The organism is Streptomyces sp. NPDC005266 (assembly GCF_040607655.1).
Classification (GTDB): Bacteria; Actinomycetota; Actinomycetes; order Streptomycetales; family Streptomycetaceae; genus Streptomyces.
In genome coordinates, this window is sequence record NZ_JBEXHC010000002.1 from 454588 (window position 1) to 473985 (window position 19398).

The 19398-nt window shown below is 72.8% G+C and carries 15 protein-coding genes and 2 pseudogenes; 7 read left to right on the forward strand and 10 right to left on the reverse strand.

Going from position 1 to position 19398, the window contains the following annotated elements; genetic code table 11:
- Positions 1-13 precede the first annotated feature (13 nt).
- Together ABZU99_RS05710 and ABZU99_RS05715 are read right to left on the reverse strand one after the other, a co-directional pair.
- The gene (locus ABZU99_RS05710) at positions 14-586 is read right to left on the reverse strand and encodes a LuxR C-terminal-related transcriptional regulator (RefSeq protein ID WP_355947470.1); all 573 of its coding nucleotides are present in this window, start codon (positions 584-586) and stop codon (positions 14-16) included.
- Between the two features lie 515 nt (positions 587-1101).
- Positions 1102-1926 (reverse strand): hypothetical protein, encoded by an 825-nt coding sequence (locus tag ABZU99_RS05715; protein ID WP_356045393.1) that lies wholly within the window; start codon positions 1924-1926, stop codon positions 1102-1104.
- 99 nt (positions 1927-2025) lie between these two features.
- On the opposite strand from ABZU99_RS05715, the gene ABZU99_RS05720 reads away from it, so the two are divergent.
- The 4 genes and pseudogenes from ABZU99_RS05720 to ABZU99_RS05735 all read left to right on the forward strand — a co-directional run.
- Complete coding sequence (locus ABZU99_RS05720) at positions 2026-6462, forward strand: cation-transporting P-type ATPase (protein WP_356045390.1); 4437 nt, start codon at positions 2026-2028, stop codon at positions 6460-6462.
- 108 nt (positions 6463-6570) lie between these two features.
- Positions 6571-6828: a DUF6296 family protein gene (locus ABZU99_RS05725; RefSeq protein ID WP_356045388.1), complete on the forward strand. Its 258-nt coding sequence runs from the start codon at positions 6571-6573 to the stop codon at positions 6826-6828.
- Positions 6829-6948: 120 nt separating this feature from the next.
- Positions 6949-7938: a sigma-70 family RNA polymerase sigma factor gene (locus ABZU99_RS05730; RefSeq protein WP_355947481.1), complete on the forward strand. Its 990-nt coding sequence runs from the start codon at positions 6949-6951 to the stop codon at positions 7936-7938.
- Between the two features lie 56 nt (positions 7939-7994).
- Positions 7995-8168 (forward strand): annotated as a pseudogene (locus ABZU99_RS05735) (RNA polymerase subunit sigma-70); the annotation flags it as partial.
- On the opposite strand, the gene ABZU99_RS05740 reads toward ABZU99_RS05735, so the two are convergent.
- The 3 genes and pseudogenes from ABZU99_RS05740 to ABZU99_RS05750 all read right to left on the reverse strand — a co-directional run bounded on the left by ABZU99_RS05740 (position 8085) and on the right by ABZU99_RS05750 (position 9779).
- Positions 8085-8486 (reverse strand): STAS domain-containing protein, encoded by a 402-nt coding sequence (locus tag ABZU99_RS05740; RefSeq protein WP_356045385.1) that lies wholly within the window; start codon positions 8484-8486, stop codon positions 8085-8087. The pseudogene ABZU99_RS05735 and the gene ABZU99_RS05740 sit on opposite strands and share 84 nt — an antisense overlap.
- A gap of 118 nt (positions 8487-8604) precedes the next feature.
- Positions 8605-8784, reverse strand: a pseudogene (locus ABZU99_RS05745) (hypothetical protein); the annotation flags it as partial.
- A 62-nt stretch (positions 8785-8846) separates the two neighbouring features.
- On the reverse strand, positions 8847-9779 hold the full coding sequence (locus ABZU99_RS05750; protein ID WP_356045382.1) for a LysR family transcriptional regulator: 933 nt from the start codon (positions 9777-9779) through the stop codon (positions 8847-8849).
- 121 nt (positions 9780-9900) lie between these two features.
- Here ABZU99_RS05750 and ABZU99_RS05755 point away from each other — a divergent pair, with 121 nt between their 5' ends.
- The gene (locus ABZU99_RS05755) at positions 9901-11394 is read left to right on the forward strand and encodes an MFS transporter (protein ID WP_356045380.1); all 1494 of its coding nucleotides are present in this window, start codon (positions 9901-9903) and stop codon (positions 11392-11394) included.
- 45 nt (positions 11395-11439) lie between these two features.
- On the opposite strand, the gene ABZU99_RS05760 is transcribed toward ABZU99_RS05755, so the two are convergent.
- Positions 11440-12282 carry a class II fructose-bisphosphate aldolase gene (locus ABZU99_RS05760; protein WP_355947492.1) on the reverse strand — a complete coding sequence of 281 codons (843 nt, stop codon included), beginning with the start codon at positions 12280-12282 and terminating at the stop codon, positions 11440-11442.
- Positions 12283-12330: 48 nt separating this feature from the next.
- Positions 12331-13224 carry a sugar isomerase gene (locus ABZU99_RS05765; protein ID WP_355947495.1) on the reverse strand — a complete coding sequence of 298 codons (894 nt, stop codon included), beginning with the start codon at positions 13222-13224 and terminating at the stop codon, positions 12331-12333.
- 199 nt (positions 13225-13423) lie between these two features.
- On the opposite strand from ABZU99_RS05765, the gene ABZU99_RS05770 reads away from it, so the two are divergent.
- Positions 13424-14209 (forward strand): DeoR/GlpR family DNA-binding transcription regulator, encoded by a 786-nt coding sequence (locus ABZU99_RS05770; protein WP_355947497.1) that lies wholly within the window; start codon positions 13424-13426, stop codon positions 14207-14209.
- A gap of 3 nt (positions 14210-14212) precedes the next feature.
- On the opposite strand, the gene aroQ is transcribed toward ABZU99_RS05770, so the two are convergent.
- Positions 14213-14704 carry a type II 3-dehydroquinate dehydratase gene (aroQ, locus tag ABZU99_RS05775; RefSeq protein ID WP_355947499.1) on the reverse strand — a complete coding sequence of 164 codons (492 nt, stop codon included), beginning with the start codon at positions 14702-14704 and terminating at the stop codon, positions 14213-14215.
- Between the two features lie 296 nt (positions 14705-15000).
- On the opposite strand from aroQ, the gene ABZU99_RS05780 reads away from it, so the two are divergent.
- Positions 15001-16731 carry an alpha-lytic protease prodomain-containing protein gene (locus ABZU99_RS05780; protein ID WP_356045375.1) on the forward strand — a complete coding sequence of 577 codons (1731 nt, stop codon included), beginning with the start codon at positions 15001-15003 and terminating at the stop codon, positions 16729-16731.
- 114 nt (positions 16732-16845) lie between these two features.
- Here ABZU99_RS05780 and ABZU99_RS05785 read toward each other — a convergent pair whose 3' ends face one another.
- Positions 16846-17601: a uracil-DNA glycosylase gene (locus ABZU99_RS05785; protein WP_355947504.1), complete on the reverse strand. Its 756-nt coding sequence runs from the start codon at positions 17599-17601 to the stop codon at positions 16846-16848.
- Between the two features lie 2 nt (positions 17602-17603).
- Positions 17604-19343 (reverse strand): DNA polymerase/3'-5' exonuclease PolX, encoded by a 1740-nt coding sequence (polX, locus tag ABZU99_RS05790; protein WP_356045372.1) that lies wholly within the window; start codon positions 19341-19343, stop codon positions 17604-17606.
- Positions 19344-19398: the final 55 nt, after the last annotated feature.

The following is a 19398-nucleotide window of genomic DNA, read 5'->3' on the forward strand; positions in this document are numbered from 1 at the left end:
GGCAGGATGACCGTTACCTCACAAAATCCGGAAGCACCCGGGCCGGCCAGGCGCCCACGGTCAGCATGCCCGCCGCGTAGGCACGGGCGACCAGGGCGGCGCGGTTGGGCGCCTTCAACTTCCGCAGCATCGACCCGACGTGGTACTCGATGCCCTGTCTGCTGAGATAGAGCTTGGTGGCCATCTGCATGGTTGAGGCGCCCGCGGCCACCCCCTCGAGGATCCGGGCCTCCAGTGGCGACAGCAGCTTCCCGCGGTGGGTGGTGGACTCGGCGGCCTGTTCGTCATCCGGCTTCACCAGGACGACGATGGCCGACAGCCGGTCGGAGGGCCCCTGGATGGCCGTACCGGTCAGCTTGCCCGAAAACACCCCGCCCCGTGAGCGATATCCGACGACGCGCTCGGTGAAGCGGGTGCGCCGCCCGTCGTGCAGCCGCGAGAAGTGCTCCCGCAATACGGAGGGCGCGCTGGGGTGCAGTAACTCGAAGAGATTGCGACCGCACAGATCGGCGGAGGAGCCGCCGAAGTGCCGGAAGAAGTCGTCGTCCGCGGCCAGCACATGGAGATCCGGCGCGAGGGTGGCCATTCCGGTGGCGTGCCGCCGGGCGGGCGGCACTGCTTGTCCGGTCGCCCCGGGGGCTGTCTGAGCGCTAGGGAGGAGGGCCAAGGGGAGTCACCGCTTCCTGTCGTCGTTTCACCAACGGAGTGGACGTCCGTCATCGTGCGAATCCCCCAGGTCGCAGCCGTCCGGCTCGCCTCGGAACCCGCAACCGGACGGCCTCTGGGGGGAGTTCGCATAACGGGTGTGAGTTCCGCTTCTTGGTGTATATCAACCTTTCAGGCCACTTCCGCTGCCCGTTTGGGAGAGATTCGTGCCTGTTTCCTGCCCGAATCGGTACGCCGGGCGTCAGGATGGCGCGGGTGACGGCATGTCAGAGGTGCGCCTGCCGCCCGGCGACCGGCGGTGCGGCGGCGCATGTCGGGGCTCTCGGTGGCCTCTAACAGCGGATGCGGTGAAGTTCGCCGCTGATCCCTCGCCGTTCGGCCCGGCCGAGGGCTTGGACGCCGAGAAGGATCAGCACTTGACTTCGCCGTAACCGCTTAGGCCGCCGTACGGGCCTGCGGACGGGCCTGCGTAGGGGTCTCGGCCGGCGGGGCCATGATCCCGCCCTTGCGCAGCACCGCGTAGCCGACGCCGATCCCCACGGCCACCGGCCATTCGAGCACCTCCGCGGCGCCCAGCGCGCCGAGCCCCACGTACAGGGGCAGTCCGCCCTTGGCGGGCAGCACCCGGCGGGCCATCGCGATCGGCGCCATCGCCGCGTTCGCGGCGCCGCTGGCCGCGCGGCCCGTGGCATGGCCGACGTTCCCGAGCCTGCCCTTCGTGGTCTCGCCGACGCTGCCCAGCGTGCCCAGCGTGGCATGCCCGACGCTGCCGAGGGTGTCCATGGTGGCGTGCCCGACCGTGTCCAGCGTGGGGACGGTGATGGTGACGCTGCGCTTGCCGTCGCTCCGCGCGGTCTTCACGGCTCCGGCGGCCTTGGCCTGCGTCGCCTTGTCGGCGGCCTTGGCCTGCGTCGCTTTGTCGGCGGCCTTGGCCTGCGTCGCTTTGTCGGCGGCCTTGGCCCGCGTCGCCTTACCGGTGGCCTTCGCCTGCGTCGCCTTGTCGGTGGCCTTCGCCGATGTCGCCTTGCCTGCCGCCTTCGCCTTGTCGCCTGCCGCCTGCTTCTTGGCCGTCGGCGGCTTCTTCGCCGGCGCCGACTTCTTCGCGGGCGCCTGCTTCTTGGCCGACTTCGCCGGCGTGGTGGTCTTCTTCGCCTGCGCGGACTTGGGCGCGGTCCGGGGCTTCGCCCCGCCACCGGTGCGCGCCGACGTCTTCGCTGTTCCCGGGGAGCTGCGCTTGCGAGAAGTGGTGGGAGTGGTCACTTGCCTCACGTCCACACATGCTTGCCTTGGAATCTTCTTCCTCTTTCAGGGTAATCGTGATGAACCGGACGGGCTGCCCGGGGAGCGGAGGTCTCGCCGATGTCATCGCTGTCAGCGCTCCGTGTGCCGACACCCCCGCTGGTGGGGTCCCTCACCGGTGGGCTGACCGAGGGGGTGCGCGGCGCGGTCGACGCCTTCGGCCGGCTGATCCGGCCGGTCAGGCGCGGTGTCTGGTCGCACCCGGGGCGCTACTACATCGAGGTCCGGGGAGTGCACGGCATCGGCGGCGAGCGGGTGGCACGCCGCGTGGAAGAGGCCCTCGAAGAGCACCCCCGGGTGCTGTGGGCACGCGTCAACGCGCCGTCCGAGCGGGTCGTGGTGGCCGTGGGGAGCCCGCCCCCGCGCGAATCGGAACTGATCACGCGGGTCGAGCGCGCGGAGGCGCACGGCGCGGCTGCGCGCGCCGAGGAGTTCGACGAGTGGTCCCCCGAGCCCAGCCATCCCTCGGGCGGGCCGAGGACGGCCCAGTCCTTCGCCGTGCTGGCCGCGGACGTCGTGGGCCTGAGCGCCGCCACCGCCCTGCGGCTGGCCCCGTGGCTCAAGCTGCCGACCGAGGCGGCCGCGGGCATGTCCGCCATCCAGCACCACCCGCGGCTGCGGCGGCTGGCCCTGGCCATCACCCGAGGGCAGCCGACCGACGCGTTCCTGCCCGTGCTCAGCGCGCTGACCCAGGGCGTGGCCACCGGGGGCGGTGGTCTCGCGCTGGACCTCTTCCAGCGCGTGGCCCTGTGGCGGGAGGCCGGGGCGGAGGGTGCGGCATGGTCCATGATGGAGCCCCAACTGGTGCACGGACCGCAGGACGTGGCGGCCGAGCCGATCGTGGTCGAGCGGCCCGGACCGCCCCCGAGGGACCGCGTGGAGCGCTTCGCGGAGCGGTCCATGGCCGCCGGGGCGGTGGCCGGCGCCCTCGCCGTTCCCTTCGCCGGCCCGCGCCGCGGCCTGGCCGTGGCGCTCACGTCCGTGCCCAAGGCCCCCGGGGCCGGACGCGAGGGGTTCGCGACCAGCCTCGGCCAGTTCCTGGCGATGCGCGGCGTCCTGGCCATGGACCGCAGCGCCCTGCGGCGGCTGGGACAGGTCGACACCGTGGTGCTGGACGAGGCGGCGCTGCGCGGCGACCGGTACGAACCCGTCGACCTGGAGCTCCTCGGCGGGGCGGACCCCGAGCGGACCACCGGGCGGCTCTTCGCCCTCTTCGACCCCGACGAGCCGCTGGAGGTGCGCCGCGACAACGGCTGGGTGCTCGGCCCGCTGGACCGGCTCGACCTCACGGGCCGCACCGGTCGGCACACCGCGGCCAGGCTGCGCCGCAGGGGCAGCGAGCGGGTGCTCGGCCTGGCACGCGGGAGCCGGCTCCAAGCGGTGGTCGGGCTGGCCGCGCAGACCGTGCCCGGCGCGGAGGCCGTGGCGGCCGCCGCCCGCCGGGCGGGAGCCCGCATCGTCCTGGCCACCGGCCGGCCGGACCCTTCGGTCGCCTTCGCCGACGCTGTGGCGCCCTCCGGGGGCCGGCTGGTGGCGACCGTACGCGGGCTGCAGGCCGACGGAGGGGTCGTCCTCCTCCTCTCCGGCAACCGCCGGGCGCTGGGGGCGGCCGACTGCGGCGTCGGAGTGCACCGCGAGGGCGAGCCCCCGGCCTGGGGCGCCCATCTGCTCGTCGGCTCGGACCTGGAATCGGCCGGGCTCATCGTGGACGCCGTGGGCGTGGCCGCCCGGGTCGACCGGGAGAGCGCCCTGCTGTCGGCGGGCGGCAGCGCCGTCGGCGCCGTCGCCGCGCTCCAGGCTCGGCCGGACCAGGCGGCGGCACGCGGCACCGGGGTCGGCAACGCCGCCGGCACCGTGGCCTTCTTCATGGGCCACTGGCGCGTACGCCAGCTCCTCGCCCGCCCCCTGGACCCGCCGGTGGCCACCGTCCCCTGGCATCTGATGCCCGTCGAGCGGGTGCTGGAGCGCCTGGGCACCGGACCCGACGGCCTGCCCCCCGAGGAGGCCGCAGCCCGGGCCGGGCAGGGGCCGAGCCGGGGCGAGCCGGCCCGCACCAGCCTGCCCGCGGCGTTCATCGAGGAGCTGGCCAACCCACTGACCCCCGTCCTCGCCGCCGGGGCCGCCCTGGCCGCCGCCGTGGGATCGCGCACCGACGCCGCCCTCGTGGCCGCCATCACCGGCACCTCCGCGCTCGTGGGCGGCTTCCAGCGGGTCAGGACCGAGCGGGCCCTGGCCGAGCTGTTCGCCCGGTCGGCGATCGGCGCCCGGGTGCGCCGTGGCGGTAAGGAACGCCTGGTCACCGCCGGGGACCTGGTGCCCGGCGACATCATCGTGCTGCGCCCCGAGGACGTGGTGCCCGCCGACTGCCGGCTGCTGGAGGCCGACGGCCTCGAGGTCGACGAGTCCTCGCTGACCGGCGAATCCCTCCCCGTCCGCAAGGACCCGGCGCCCGTCGTGGGCGGGCACATCACCCAGCGCCGCTCGATGCTCTACGAGGGAACCACCGTCTCCGCCGGCCGGGCGCTGGCCGTCGTCGTGGCCACCGGGCCATCCACCGAGGTGGGCCGGAGCCTGGCCACTGCCCGCCAGGCCGCCCCCGTGACCGGTGTCGAGGCGCGGCTGACCAAGCTCACTCGGGCCAGCCTGCCCATCGCGATCGGATCCGCCGCCGCCGTCTCCGGCGCCGGCCTGCTGCACGGGCTCCCGCTCAGCGAGAACCTCGCCTCGGCGGTCAACCTCGCCGTCGCCTCCGTCCCCGAGGGGCTTCCGTTCCTCGTCAACGCGGCCCAACTCGCCGCCGCCCGCCGCCTGGCCGACCTCGGCGCCCTGGTCCGCAACCCGCGCACCATCGAGGCGCTCGGCCGCGCCGACGTCCTGTGCTTCGACAAGACCGGAACGCTCACCGAAGGCAATCTCCAGCTCGCGGCCGTCAGCGACGGATCCGATCCGCTGCCCGCCGACCGGCTCGACGCCTCCCGCAAGGCGGTCCTCGCCGCCGCCCTGCGCGCCACCCCGCCCGCCCGGCAGGCCGAGCCCATGGCGCACCAGACGGACCGCGCGGTCACCGCCGGGGCGCGCCGGGCCGGGGCCGCCGCACGCCGCGGCGCGCCCCGCTGGCGGCGCACCGACGCCCTGCCCTTCGAACCCTCCCGCGCCTACCACGCCACCGTGGGGCGCACCGCCCACGGCGCGCTGCTCAGCGTGAAGGGCGCCCCGGAAGCGGTGCTCGACCGCTGCACCAGGCGGCGGATGCCGGGCACGACCGCCATCACCGCCCTGGACGACGCCGGAATCAGAGGGCTGACCAAGGCCGCCGAGGAGCTGGCCGGCGCCGGACGCCGGGTCCTGGCGGTCGCCGAGCGCCCCATGCGGGACGACGAGGAGCTCACCGACGAGGCCGTACGGGACCTGGTCTTCCTCGGCTTCATCGCCCTGGCCGACCCGGTCCGCAGCAGCGCCGCTCCCGCCACCGCGCGGCTGCGCGAGGCGGGGGTGCACACGGTGATGCTCACCGGCGACCACCCGGCCACCGCGGACGCCATCGCGGCAACCGTCATGGACACCGACCGGCCCACGGTGTGCACCGGGCCGGAGCTGGACGAGATGGACGACGACCGGCTCGACGAACTGCTGCCGACGGTGGACGTCATCGCGCGGTGCAGCCCGCACCACAAGGTCCGTATCGTCCAGGCGTATCAGCGCCTGGGCAGGGTCGTGGCGATGACCGGCGACGGCGCGAACGACGCCCCGGCCATCCGGCTCGCCGATGTCGGCATCGCCCTGGGGCGGCGCGGCACCCCGGCCGCGACCGCCGCCGCCGACCTGGTCGTCACCGACGACCGGCTGGAGACGATCGTCTCGGCCCTGATGGAGGGGCGGGCCATGTGGGCCTCGGTCAGGGCCGCGCTCGCCATCCTCATCGGCGGCAACTTCGGCGAGGTCACCTTCAGCGTGCTCACCTCCGCGCTCACCGGCAGCACGCCGCTGAGCGCCCGGCAGATCATGCTGGTCAACCTGCTCACCGACCTCGCGCCCGCGCTGGCCATCGCGGTGCGCGAACCCACCGGGCACACCGGCGAACGGCTGCTGCGGGAAGGCCCCAGCCGCTCCCTGGGCACCGCGCTGACCAAGGAGATGCTGCTGCGCGGCGTCATCACGGCCGTCGGCGCCGGTCTGGCCTGGACCGGCGCACGGCTGACCGGCACGAAACGCCGGGCCGGTACGGTCGCGCTCGCCGCCCTGGTCGGCACCCAGCTGGCGCAGACCCTGGCCACGGGCGGCCTGGACCGGCATGTGCTGATCGCGGGCCTGGGCTCGGCCGCGGTCCTCGCCGCCATCATCCAGACGCCGGGCGTCAGCCAGTTCTTCGACTGCACCCCGCTCGGCCCGGTCGCCTGGGCCATCACCCTGGGCTCGATCGCCGCGGCCACGCTGTGCGGACCGGTGCTCGGGCCGCTGGTCCACGAGCCGGAGGAGTCAGGATCCCAGGCATCCTGAGCCACCCCCGCTCCCGGTCCCTTCCGAGGTTTTGCGATGCCGGGTGCGTTCGATAGTGTTGAATGTCCCGGTTTGGGACGGTGGGGCGGGGTGCGGGAGGAGGCCGTGATGGGGCGTCGTGAGAGATACGAGCTGGTTTTCGTCGACGAGGGTACCGAGGGGGTCGAGGGCGTCCTTGCCCCGACGGCCGAGGATGTGGTGGTGGTGCACCGTACGGACAGCAGCGGTCCGGGCGGACACCCGGTGTACGCGGACGACACCGGCATCGTGCGGGCGGAGATCAGCGACCGCGCCGAGGTCCGGATGATCGCCAGCGGCGGACACCAGGAGCATGCCGCCATGGTCACCGCCCGCCCGGTCGCCTGACAGCGTTTCCGCAGGTCGGGCGAATTGTCAGACCCGCCCGCTACGTTGCCCCCATGGGAAACCGGAAAACGCTCGTAGGTGTGGCGATCGGGTGTGTCGCCGCGCGGCAGGGAGCCTTGCATGAGTGATGTCGCGGCAGTGGACGGCGCGACCGGTGTCGAGCGCCGGCTGGAGCCGTACCGGGTGCAGCTGACCGGTTACTGCTACCGGATGCTGGGATCGGCCTTCGAGGCCGAGGACGCCGTCCAGGAGACGATGGTGCGCGCCTGGCGCGGCCTCGACCGCTTCGAGGGCCGGTCGGCGCTCAGGTCGTGGCTCTACCGCATCGCCACGAACGTCTGTCTGGACATGCTGAACGGCAGCAAGCGCCGGGCCCGCCCCATGGACCTGATGTCCGCGGCCACCCCCTTCCCGGCCACGCTCACCGCGCAGCCGGAGGCCACCTGGGTCGGGCCCGTGCCCGACGGCCAGGTGCTGGCGGACGGGGGAGACCCCGCCGAGGTGGCCGCCCAGCGGGATTCGGTGCGGCTCGCGTTCATCGCCGCCCTGCAGCATCTGGCGCCCCGCCAGCGGGCGGTGCTGATCCTGCGGGAGGTGCTGGCCTGGAAGGCCAGCGAGGTCGCCGAGCTGCTGGGGACCACGGTCGCGTCGGTCAACAGCGCCCTCCAGCGGGCCCGCGCCACCCTCGCCGCCAGCGAGGTCAGCGACGCCGACCCGGTCAAGCCGCTGGACCAGGAGCAGCGTGCGCTGCTGGCCCGTTATGTGGACGCCTTCGAGCGCTATGACCTGGACTCGCTCACCGCCCTGCTGCACGAGGACGCCACGCTGTCCATGCCGCCGTACGAGCTGTGGCTGCGCGGCCATGAGGACATCCGACAGTGGCTGCTGGGCCATGGCATCGGCTGCCGCGGCTCGCGGCTGGTGCCGACTGTGGCGAACGGTATGCCCGCCTTCGGGCAGTACCGGCCGAGCGGCTCCGGTGGCGGTCACGAACCATGGGCGCTCCAGGTCATCGAGATCTCAGGGGGCCGGATCACCGGGCTCAACTCCTTCCTGGACACCGAGCGGCTGTTCCCGCTGTTCGGTCTCCCCGCTGTGCTCGAGTCCTGACCGAGCGGGATCGGCCGGTGCCGCCGGGGGCTCTGCGGCCAGGGCGTCGTCGAGTTGTGGCGAACGGTGTGCCCGCCTTCGGGCAGTACCGGCCGAGCGGCTCCGGTGGCGGTCACGAACCATGGGCGCTCCAGGTCATCGAGATCTCAGGGGGCCGGATCACCGGGCTCAACTCCTTCCTGGACACCGAGCGGCTGTTCCCGCTGTTCGGTGTCCCCGCCGTGCTCGAGCCCTGACCGAGCGGGATCGGCCGGTGCCGCCGGGGGCTCTGCCGCCAGGGCGTCGTCGAGTCCTGCCCAGGCGAGGAGCGCCTCCAGCGCACCGCTCACGTTCCGCAGCCGCATCCCGCGCCCGAGCCGCCGGGCGGTGAGCCGCAGCCGGGCCAGGGCCTCGACCACCGCCAGGTCCGGGCACCGCACCGCGCCCACGTCCACGGTGACCGGGCCGGGGCCGCGCCGCGCCAGTTCGCGCAGGCGCGCGCACAGCCGCGGCACATCGGTGCGCCCGACCGGATGGCGGAGCACCAGAACGTTCTCGGGATCGGCCAACGTCCACCTCCTGTTGTGGGTGTTCACCGATAGAGACCGCCCGGCCCACCGAAAGTCATCGCGGCACGCCCGGTGGCGCGGCTGGTGCGGCCACGCCACCGTCGCGGGCGAGGAGGCGTCAGTTGTTCTGGACGAACCTCTTGGCGAGACCGTCGCCGACCGATACCGCCTTGCCGTGGTTCTCGATGGGGGACACCGAGGAGTTCTTGAACAGGAGGCACGCGACCCCCGAGTCGGCGCCGCCGGTCTCCGGGTTGATGCCGAGTCCCTTGGCCGTGGCGTAGGAGGCCTCACCGATGCCCCTCTGTCAGGAGCCTTTCCTGACTCCGCCCGGCATCCTGGTGAGCCGACAAGATCATGTCAACCCGCCGGTAACTTCTCGGTCTTCATCGCCCCGGCGACCTCCCGCACACAGGTACGCAGCCAGATATGCGCGGGATCCGCCTCGTACCGGGGATGCCACGCCTGACAGATCGGCAGTTCCGGCAGGGGTAGCGGAATCTCGAAAGTGGTCAGTCGCAGCCGTTCGATATGAGGCGCCGCCAGTCGTCGGCCGGTCCGCGCGACCAGATCGGTGTTGGCCGTCAGCAGCAACGCCGCCGCGAAGGTCGGCACCGAGGCCACCACGCGTCGGCGTAGCCCCAGCCCGGCCAGCGCCTCGTCGATCGGGCCGTGCAGCAGACCCCGGCGCGAGGCGGAGAGATGGTCGGCCGCCGCGTACCGCTCCGGCGTGACGGGCCCGTCCAGGAGCGGATGGCCGCGCCGCACCACTCCGACGTTGTCATCGGTGAGCAGGGGCTCGAAGCGGGTCTCGGGTGCCGGGTCATGGAACACGCCGATCTCCAGATCGGCGCGGCCCTCACGCAGCGCGTACGAATCCCCGGATCCCTCCGGGATCAGCCGGAGGCTGACGCCCGGCGCCTCCCGCCGGACCCGGCCCAGCAGCCCCATCCCGATCAGGGTGAGCAGCCCGTCGTCCGCCAGCAGGGTGAAGGTGCGCTCCAACGTGGCCGGTTGCAGCTCCCCGGCCGGTGCGAAGAGGCCCTGCGCGCGCTCCACGATCTCGCGCACCTCGTCGCGCAGCGCAAGCGCCCGCGGCGTCGGCACCATCCGCCGACCCGAGCGCACCAGCACCGGATCGCCGAGCGCCTTACGGATCCGGCCGAGCGTACGGCTCATGGCCGGGCTCGACAGATGGAGCCGCCGCGCCGCGCCGCTCACGCTCTCCTCCTCCAACAGGGCGTCAAGAGCCACCACCAGATTGAGATCCAGTTTGGATTGCGTCATGTGCATGTATCCCTTGCAAAAGTTGCATTTGAAGTCATGTCGCAGCGCGCTTACGTTACAAGCCGACGGTCGGCCGCCGTACCCAACTCCCCTTCCACTCCCTTCTCTTCGCTCCACGAGGTTCTTCATGACCGTCACCACCGCACGCCCCGCTCCGCCGCCGGGCCGCACCGCGCCACGTCCCGGCGGGGTCCTGGCCCTGATGTCGGCCTGTGTGATCCTGACCGTCGCACTCGTCGCCGCCATCAACCTGGCCATCCCCAAGCTGGTCGCCGGCTCGCTGCACCCGACCTCCACCCAACTGCTGTGGATCGTCGACGCGTACGTCATCGTCTTCGCCTGTCTGCTGATACCAGCCGGTGCGCTCGGCGACCGGCACGGGCGCAAGGGCGCCCTGCTCAGCGGGCTCACGCTCTTCGCGGCCGGTTCGCTGGTCTCCGCGCTCGCCCCCGATGCCGCGGTCCTCATCGGCGCCCGCGCGCTGACCGGTGCGGGCGCCGCGCTGATCATGCCCGCCACGCTCTCCCTGGCCCTCCAGTCGGCTCCGCCCGAGCGCCGGCCCCAGACCATCGCCGTGTGGACCGCCGCCACCGGTGCCGCCGGCATGGTCGGCAACCTCGGCGGCGGTCTCATCCTGCAATTCCTGCCCTGGCAGGGGCTGTTCTGGGCGGTTGTGCCCATCGCGCTGGTCCTGCTGGCCCTCACCGCCCGCTACGCGCCCCGCGGCGAACGGCACCCCACCGACTCGGACGCCCCCGGCACCGCGCTGCTCGTCCTCGGCTTCGTGGCCCTGCTCTACGGCGTCATCGAAGGCCCCGAGTGCGGCTGGACCGCCGCCGCCGTGCTGGGCGCGTTCGCCGCCGCCGCGGTGATCCTCACCGGTTTCACCCTCTACGCGCTGCGCGCCGCGCGTCCGCTGATCGACCCGCGGCTGTTCGCCGTCCCCCGGCTGCGGGCGGGCGTGCTCGGCGTGGCCCTCACCTTCTTCGGCCTCTTCGCGCTCTTCTTCGTCAACGCCCAGTACCTGCAGTACGCCAAGGGCTACTCACCCGCGCTCACCGGCCTCGCCGTCGGACCGCTGGCGATCGGCATGCTCGTGGTGTCCCGGCACAGCATCCCGCTGGGGAAGCGGCTGGGCGCACGGCGGGTGATCGCCGCGGGGCTCGCGATCCTGGTGGCCGGGCTGGTGGGGCTCTCGTTCGCCGACGCACACACCCCTTACGTCCTCTACGCGGTGGTCCTGTCGGTCATGGCGGTTGGCATGGGGCTGTCCATGCCGATGCTCTCCACTTCGATCATCGGCGCGCTTCCGCACAGCCGCGCCGGGCTCGGCTCGGGGCTCGGCAGCGCCGCCCGGGAGCTCGGCAGCGCGCTCGGCGTCGCCGTCATGGGCACCGTACTGACGGGCCGGTTCGCCGACCGGCTGCCGGCGCCCTCGCACGGGCGGGTCCATTCGGCGGGCGAGGCGCTGTCGGCCGCGCGGGGCCTGGGGGCCGCCGAGCACGCGCGGGTCGTCACGGCCTTCACGGACGCGATGTCGGTGGGCTTCCGGGTGATCGCGGCGGTCGTGGCCGTCATCACCGTCCTGGTCGTCCTCTGGTTTCCGCAGGAGGGGCCGTGAGCCTCACCGCCCAGCCATCCGCTGTTCGTTCGTGCTCATAAGGCGTCAGGACGAGGTGGCCCGTACCAGCTTCAGCAGCCGGGCCACCTCCCGCGCCACCGCGTCGCGCGCGGCGGCGACATAGCGGCGGGGGTCGACGACCTCGGGGTGGCCGGCGAGATGGTCGCGGATCGCCCGGGTGTAGGCCACATTCAAGTGGGTGGCGACGTTCACCTTGGTCAGCCCCGCCTCCACCACCCGGGTCAGATCCGCCTCGGGCACCCCCGAGGAGCCGTGCAGCACCAGCGGTACGGGCACGGCCGCGCGCAGGGCCGCGATCAGCCGCAGATCCACCACCGCCTCCTTGACGACCATCGCGTGCGAGGTGCCCACCGCCACCGCGAGCGCGTCCACGCCCGTGGCCGCCACATAGGCGGCGGCCTCGGCCGGGTCGGTTCTGGCGCCGGGCGCGTGGACCCCGTCCTTGCCGCCCACCTCGCCCAACTCCGCCTCGACCCACACCCCGAGGGCATGGCAGTCGGCCACGACCGCGGCGGTCGCCGCCACATTGCGCTCGTACGGCAGCGCCGAGGCGTCGAACATCACCGAGCCGAAGCCGAGGCCGACCGCCTCCCGTACCAGCGCGGGCTCGGTGGCGTGGTCCAGATGCACGGCGACCGGCACCCGTGCCGCGCGCGCGACCTCGACCACCGCCCGGCCGATCGGGGCCAGGGCGCCGTGATACCGCACCGCGTTCTCGCTGAGCTGCAGAATCACCGGCGCGCGGGCCACCTGGGCCCCGGCCACGATTGCCTGGGCGTGCTCGATCTGGATCACATTGAACGCGCCCGCGCCGAGCCCCGCCCGCAGGGCCGGTCCGACGATCTCATCCGTGGCCACCAGTGGCACGCCCCGGCTCCCTTCGTCCGCCCGCCCGTGCAGTGCCCCCGTGTCCGGTCACGGGAGAATCACCGAGCGGGTGAGATTGCGGGGCCGGTCGGGGTCGAGCCCGCGCGCCGCCGCGATCGCGACCGCGAGCCGCTGCACCACCACCAGCTCGGCCAGCGGATCGCGGCCGTATCCGGCGAGCCGGCCGCCGGGCCCGGTGACCTCCTGGTCCGCCAGCCCCGACGCGCCCTCGCCGAGCCACCACACCACGCTCCCGGGGCCGGTGACACTGATCGGGCCGTGCCGGTACTCCATCACCGGATACGCCTCGGTCCACGCCCCCGCGGCCTCACGCATCTTCAGCGCCGCCTCCTGGGCGACCCCATGGGTCCAGCCGCGCCCCAGGAAGGTGAACTGGCCCGCACCGAGGACGTGGTCGGGCAGCGGCTCGGCCAGCGCCGCCCTGCCGTCCGCCTCCAGATCCTTCAGTGGATCCCCCACATGGGCGCGGAGCAGGGCGAGTTCGCTGGTGGCCCAGCGTGTCTGCACCACCGACCGCTCGTCCGCGAAGTCGAGCACGACCGCGGCGTCCGCGGCGCCGACGGCGGGGGAGCCGGGCACCGCGGTGATGACGCTGGTGGGGATGCGGCCGCGCACCGCGCCGAGCAGCTCCAGCACCTCGGTGGTGGTGCCGGACCGGGACAGCGCGAGCAACCGGTCGTACGCGCGGCCGGCCGGCATCTCGGACGCCGGGAACGCGTCCGTCTCGCCCTGGCCCGCCGCCTCGCGCAACGCCGCGTACGACTGGGCGATGAACCACGAGGTGCCGCATCCGACGACGGCGACCCGCTCACCCCGTCGGGGCAGTGCCTCCCGTACGGGCCCTTCCGGATCCCCGGCCAGGGCGATGGCGCGGCGCCAGCAGTCGGGTTGGCTTGCGATCTCGTCCTCGGTGCAGCTCATGGGGGCTCCCCTCGTCACCCGGAAACGCGACCCTGGATGATGCGCCGCGTGATGCGCGGAGTTGCATCTTTGAGCTTGATAATGCGCAGGATCTTGCAGATAAGTCCAGTGCGCCTGCGCGGGATAGGGTGAGCCGCGCGATGCCGCAGGGCACCGCGGAGACGGGAACGACGGCGATGACAGGGGCTGAGGAGACGGCGTGAAACGGCCCGAGCGCTGGAACGCCCTGCTGGAGCTGTTGGCCAGGGACGGCACGGTCGACGTCGAGGAGGCGGCCGGCCAACTGGCGGTGTCCGCCGCGACCATCCGCCGGGATCTGGACGAACTCGAGCGGCAGCAGCTGCTCACCCGCACCCGGGGCGGCGCGGTCGCGCGGAATCTGTCGTACGACCTCCCGCTGCGCTACAAGACCGCCCGGCACGCGTCGGAGAAGCAGCGGATCGCCGGAGCCGTCGCCCGAATGGTCGACCCTGGCGCCATCGTCGGGCTCAACGGCGGGACCACCACGACCGAGGTGGCGCGGGCCATTTCCACCCGCCCCGAGCTGTCCGGATCCGGCGTCGGTCCCGGCCTCACCATCGTGACCAACGCCCTCAACATCGCCCATGAGCTGGCGGTGCGCCCTCAGGTCAAGACCGTGCTCACCGGTGGGGTCGCCCGCCCCCAGTCCTTCGAGCTGATGGGCCCGCTGGCCACCGGAGTGCTCGCCGAGGTCTCCCTCGATCTGGCGATTCTCGGCGTGGACGCGCTGGACAGCGCTCAGGGCGCCACCGCCCACCATGAGGGCGAGGCCGGCGTCAACCGGCTGCTGGCCGCCCGCGCCGCCCGGGTGGTGGTCGTGGCCGACAGCTCCAAGCTGGGCCGCCGGGCGTTCGCCCGGATCTGCCCGCTCGACGCGATCGATGTGCTGGTCACGGACACCGGCGCCGCCGATGAGCTGATCGCCCCGTACACCGAGGCCGGTGTCCGCGTCATCAGAGCCTGACGGCTACGCCTTGGCGTCGTCCTGCGCCCTGACCGCCGCGAGCAGCGCCGCTGCCCGCTCGACGGCGAAGGCGTACCCCTGAATGCCGCATCCGGCGATCACACCGCTGGCGAGCGCGGAGATGTAGGAGTGGTGCCGGAACGCCTCCCGCTGGTGGATGTTGGAAATGTGCACTTCCAGGATCGGCATGCCGTCGCAGGTCGCCAGAGCGTCGCGCAGGGCCACGGAGGTGTGTGAGTAGCCGGCGGGATTGATGATGACGGCCGCATGCCGCTCGCGGGCCTCATGGATCCAGTCGATCAGCCGGCCTTCGTGATTGCTCTGCCGGCAGTCCGTCGTCAGCCCGTGCGGGGCGGCGGTCTCGGCGACGAGCTTCTCGATGTCGGCCAGGGTGTCGGTGCCGTAGATCTCGGGCTGACGGCGGCCGAGGAGGTTCAGATTCGGTCCGTTCAGGACCATGATCGTGGAGCGGTCGCGCACGGGGGTGATGGCCATGGCGTAAGGGTCCTTCCTGGGGCGGTCAGCTGTGAGAAATCGTAGATCGACGCGACCGGATCCAGCCGCCCTGGCCCATGGGCGGCAGCGATGAAGAGCGAAACCGGCGGAGCCTACTCATCCCGATGACCTCGGCGCAGCCTTTCATCACACTGTGAGTGGTGGTGAGAACGGAGTGAACCCGCCCCCGTACGACGTGGTGGCCCCGCGCGGGGGCGGACAGAAACGCGACGAGTGCTTCTCACTCGCTTCCCGCGCATCCCCGACTGGAGGTCAGTGAGTTGAGCCACCGACGTGTGAACAAGCGGAACCTCGCCATCGCCGGAGCTGCCGTCGCCGCGCTCGGAGCAGCGGCTGTTCTGCTCCCCAACGCCAACGCGAGCCCGGACAAGACGTCGGCCTCCAAGACCTTCTCGTCCCCGGCGGCCGTAAAGCTCGCCAGGTCGCTCGCCGCGGACCTCGGTGACAACGGTGCGGGCTGGTACTACAAGAACGACACCCGCCAGCTGGTCATGAACGTGATGGACGAGGAATCGGCGAAGAGCGTCCAGGCCAAGGGCGCCGTAGCCAAGATCGTCCAGAACAGCATGGCGGATCTGACGGCCGCCACCAAGACCCTGAGCAGCGACGCATCGGTGCCCGGCACCGCCTGGTCGATCGACCCGGTGACCAACCAGGTCCGGGTGACGGCGGACCGGACCGTGACCGGCACGAAGTGGGCCACCCTGACCAAGGCCACCGATCAGATGAATGGTCTCGTCAGCGTCAAGCGGTCCCAGGGTGAGTTCAAGAGGTTCGACGGCGGCGAGGCGGCCCAGCCCGGCGACAACGGCGGTACGGGCGCGGGTGACGCCGCAGGCGACGCGGGCAACGGCGCCGGAGCGGGCAACGCCGGTGACGCGGGTGCGGGCAACGCCGGTGACGCGGGTGCGGGCGGTGCCGGTGACGCGGGTGCGGGCGGTGCGGGCGGTGCGGGTGGTGCCGGTGACGCGGGGGCCGGTGGCGCGGGTGGTGCCGGTGACGCGGCCGCCGGTGGTGCCGGTGACGCGGGTGCCGGTGGCGCGGGTGACGCGGGGGCCGGTGGCGCGGGTGGCGCCGGAGGCGGTGACGCGGCCGCCGGGGGTCTCGACGGCGGCGACGCCATCTTCGGCGGTGGCGCCCGCTGCTCCCTCGGCTTCAACGTCACCGTCGACGGAGCGCCGGGCTTCCTGACCGCGGGCCACTGTGGCAACGAGTCGCAGACCTGGACCTCGGACCAGGCCGGTGCCCAGCAGGTGGGCACCGTGCAGGATTCCAAGTTCCCCGTGAACGACTTCGCGCTGGTGATGTACGACGACGCCACCACCAAGGCGTCCAGCACGGTTGACCTCAAGGACGGCAGTACGCAGGAGATCGGCCGCGCCGTCGAGGCGAGCGTGGGCCTGAAGGTGCAGCGGTCCGGGTCCACGACCGGGGTCTCCGACGGCACGGTCACGGGCCTCAACGCCACGGTGAATTACGGCAACGGTGACATCGTCAACGGCCTCATCCAGACCGATGTGTGCGCCGAGCCCGGTGACAGCGGCGGCGCGATGTTCGCCGAGGACGCGGCGGTCGGGCTGACGTCCGGTGGCAGCGGTGACTGCACCCAGGGCGGCGAGACGTTCTTCCAGCCGGTGACCGCCGCGCTGGAGGCCACCGGTGCGGTGATCGGCGCGGGTGACGACGGTGGTGCCGGTGGTGCCGGTGGTGCCGGTGGCGCGGGCGACGCGGGCGCGGGCGGTGACGCGGCCGCCGGTGGTGCGGGCGACGCGGGTGACGCGGGCGCGGGTGATGCCGGTGGCGCGGGCGACGCGGGCGCGGGCGGTGACGCGGGTGCCGGTGATGCGGGCGCGGGCGGTGACGCGGGTGCCGGTGATGCCGGTGCGGGTGACGCGGGTGCCGGTGATGCCGGTGCGGGCGACGCGGGTGCGGGTGACGCCGGTGCCGCCGCCGGAGCCGCTGGTGACTCCGGCACCGGCACCGGTTCCAACTCCGGCCTCAACTGATCCGTCCCCCCTGAACGAGGCCCCGGGCGCCCTCCTGCCCCAGTGCCCGGGGCCTCCCTTTCCGCCGCCCTCCCTTTCCGCGCCCTCACACCACACACCACGGCACCACCGGGATCAGGAGTGACCGGCAGCCGGAAGCCCGGCGGTCTCCGCCGCCGCGATGAGCACCTCCCGCAGCATCGGCGGGGTGAGCCGTCCGGTGAAGGTGTTCTGCTGGCTCACGTGATAGCAGCCGAAGAGGGTGAGCGGTGCCCCGCCGTCGGCCGCCCGCAGCGTGGTCCGCGCGCCGTGCGCGAAGGCGGGCCGCGGCCGGGGCACGGCCCATCCGGCGTCGGCCAGCGCGGGCAGGACGGCCTGCCAGCCGAATCCGCCGAGTACGACGACCGAGCGCAACGTCGGCCGCAGCAGCCGCAGTTCCTGGGTGAGCCACGGTCGGCAGGTGTCCCGCTCCTGGGGCGTGGGCCGGTTGGCGGGCGGGGCGCAGCGTACCGGGGCGGTGATTCTGACCCCGTACAGCTCAAGGCCGTCGCCGATGTGGGTGGAGGTCGGCCGGCTGGCCAGCCCGACGTCGTGGAGCGCCGCGTACAGGAAGTCGCCGGCCCGGTCGCCGGTGAACATCCGGCCCGTGCGGTTGGCCCCGTGGGCGGCCGGTGCCAGACCCACGATCGCCAGCCGAGCGTCCGGCGGCCCGAACCCCGGCACCGGCCGCGCCCAGTAGGCCCAGTCGGCGAAGGCGCGGCGCTTGATGCGGGCGGCCTCCTCCCGCCACCGGACCAGCCGCGGGCAGGCGCGGCAGCGGCACACCCGTTCGTCCAGCTCTGCGAGGGTACGGGCACCGGGCGCCTGGCGGGCGGGTTCGGAGGTGGTCATGTTCAGCGCGGGTGCCCCGCGTCCTTGCGCAGAAAACGCCGTAGCCGGGTGAGCGGCCAGGTGTTGATGATGTCGTCGGGGGTGAGCCAGGCGCGCTGCGCCACGCCCACCCCGTACCGCATATTGGCCAGATCGCGGGTCGAGTGTGCGTCGCTGTCCAGGGCGAACACCACCCCGTGCGACTTTGCCCGCAGGATGTTGTCGTCCGAGAGGTCCAGCCGCTCCGGGTGCGCGTTGATCTCCAGCGCGGTGCCGGTGCGGGCGCAGGCGGCGAACACCTCGTCCAAGTCGGCGTCGATGCCCGGCCGTTTGCCGATGAGCCGGGTCGTCGGATGGCCGATGATGTTCACGTGGGGGTTCTCGCAGGCCCGGACGAGCCGCCGGGTCATGGCGTCCCGGGGCTGGGCGAACTGGGTGTGTACCGAGGCCACGCACAGGTCGAAGTCCTCGAGGAAGTCGCCCGGCCAGTCCACCTCCCCGTCGGCGTCGATGTTCAGCTCCACACCGTGCAGCAGCCGGGTGTCCCGGCGTCCGCGCCCGCGGTCGAGCTCGCGCAGCCGTTCGCGCTGTGCCAGCATTTTCTCCTCGGTCATCTGCTGCATGTACAGCTTCGGGGCGTGGTCGGTGACGGCGTAGTACGCGTACCGGCGCCGCTCCGCCGTGGTGATCATGGCCTCCAGCGGTTCGAGCCCGTCGGTCAGATCGGTGTGCGTGTGCAGATCGCCGCGCAGGTCGGATTCCTCGACGAGCCGGGGAAGTCGCCCCTCCAGGGCGGCCGGGATCTCACCCCGGTCCTCGCGCAGCGTCGGCGGGATCCAGTCCATGCCCAGCCGGGCGTAGACGTCCTCCTCGCTCCGCGAGGCGATCTTCTTTCCGCTCTTGGTCCGGAAGAGGCCGTACTCGGAGAGCTTGAGGCCATGGCGCACCGCGATGGCCCGGACGCGGATGTTGTGCGCCTTCGAGCCGGTGAAGTACAGCAGCCCCGCGCCCCACGAGTCCAGCGGCAGGACCCGCAGATCCACCTGGAGCCCCTTCTTCGTGCGGATCGAGGTCTTCTTCTCTCCGTGCGCGATGACCTCGGCGGTGTACGGAAGGGATACGAACGCGTCCATGAACGGACCGGATTCATCCGCCGCCACCAGGATGTCCACATCACCGACGGTCTCCTTCATCCGGCGCAGCGACCCGGCGTACGCGCACCGCTCGCAGCCGGGCACCCGGGAGAGCGCGGAGACGATGTCGTCGGCGACGTCCATGGCGTCGTCGATCCGGATCCGGTCACCGGCGGCCCGCATGAGCCCGATGCCGTGCAGGATGTTCTCCTCGGACTTCGGGCCGAAGCCCTTGAGATCGCGCAGCCTGTGCTCCTCGATCGCCTCGGCCAGCTGGGCGATGGAGGCGATCTGCAGCTCCTCGTAGAGCACCATGGCCTTCTTGGGCCCGAGGGCGGGGATGGCGGTCAGCTCCCGCACCCCCGCCGGGATCGCCGCACGCGCCTCCTCGACGGCGGGCATGGTCCCCGTGCGCAGGAACTCAACGACCTTGTCGGCGATCGACTTGCCGACATTGGGGATCTCCCGCATCCCCTTGGCGTCGAGCTTGGAGATGTCGGTGGGGTGGCCGCCGATGGCGCGGGCGGCCTTCTCGTAGGCACGCGCCCTGAACGCGTCCCCGCCCGTGATCAGGAGGAGATCGGCGTACTCGCGCAGGAGGGCTTCGACCTCCTCGTTGGAGCGAGCCATGGCAGCGATTCTAGTCGGCTGTGGCGCTCCGGGTGCGGTGGAGGGATCCTGGGAT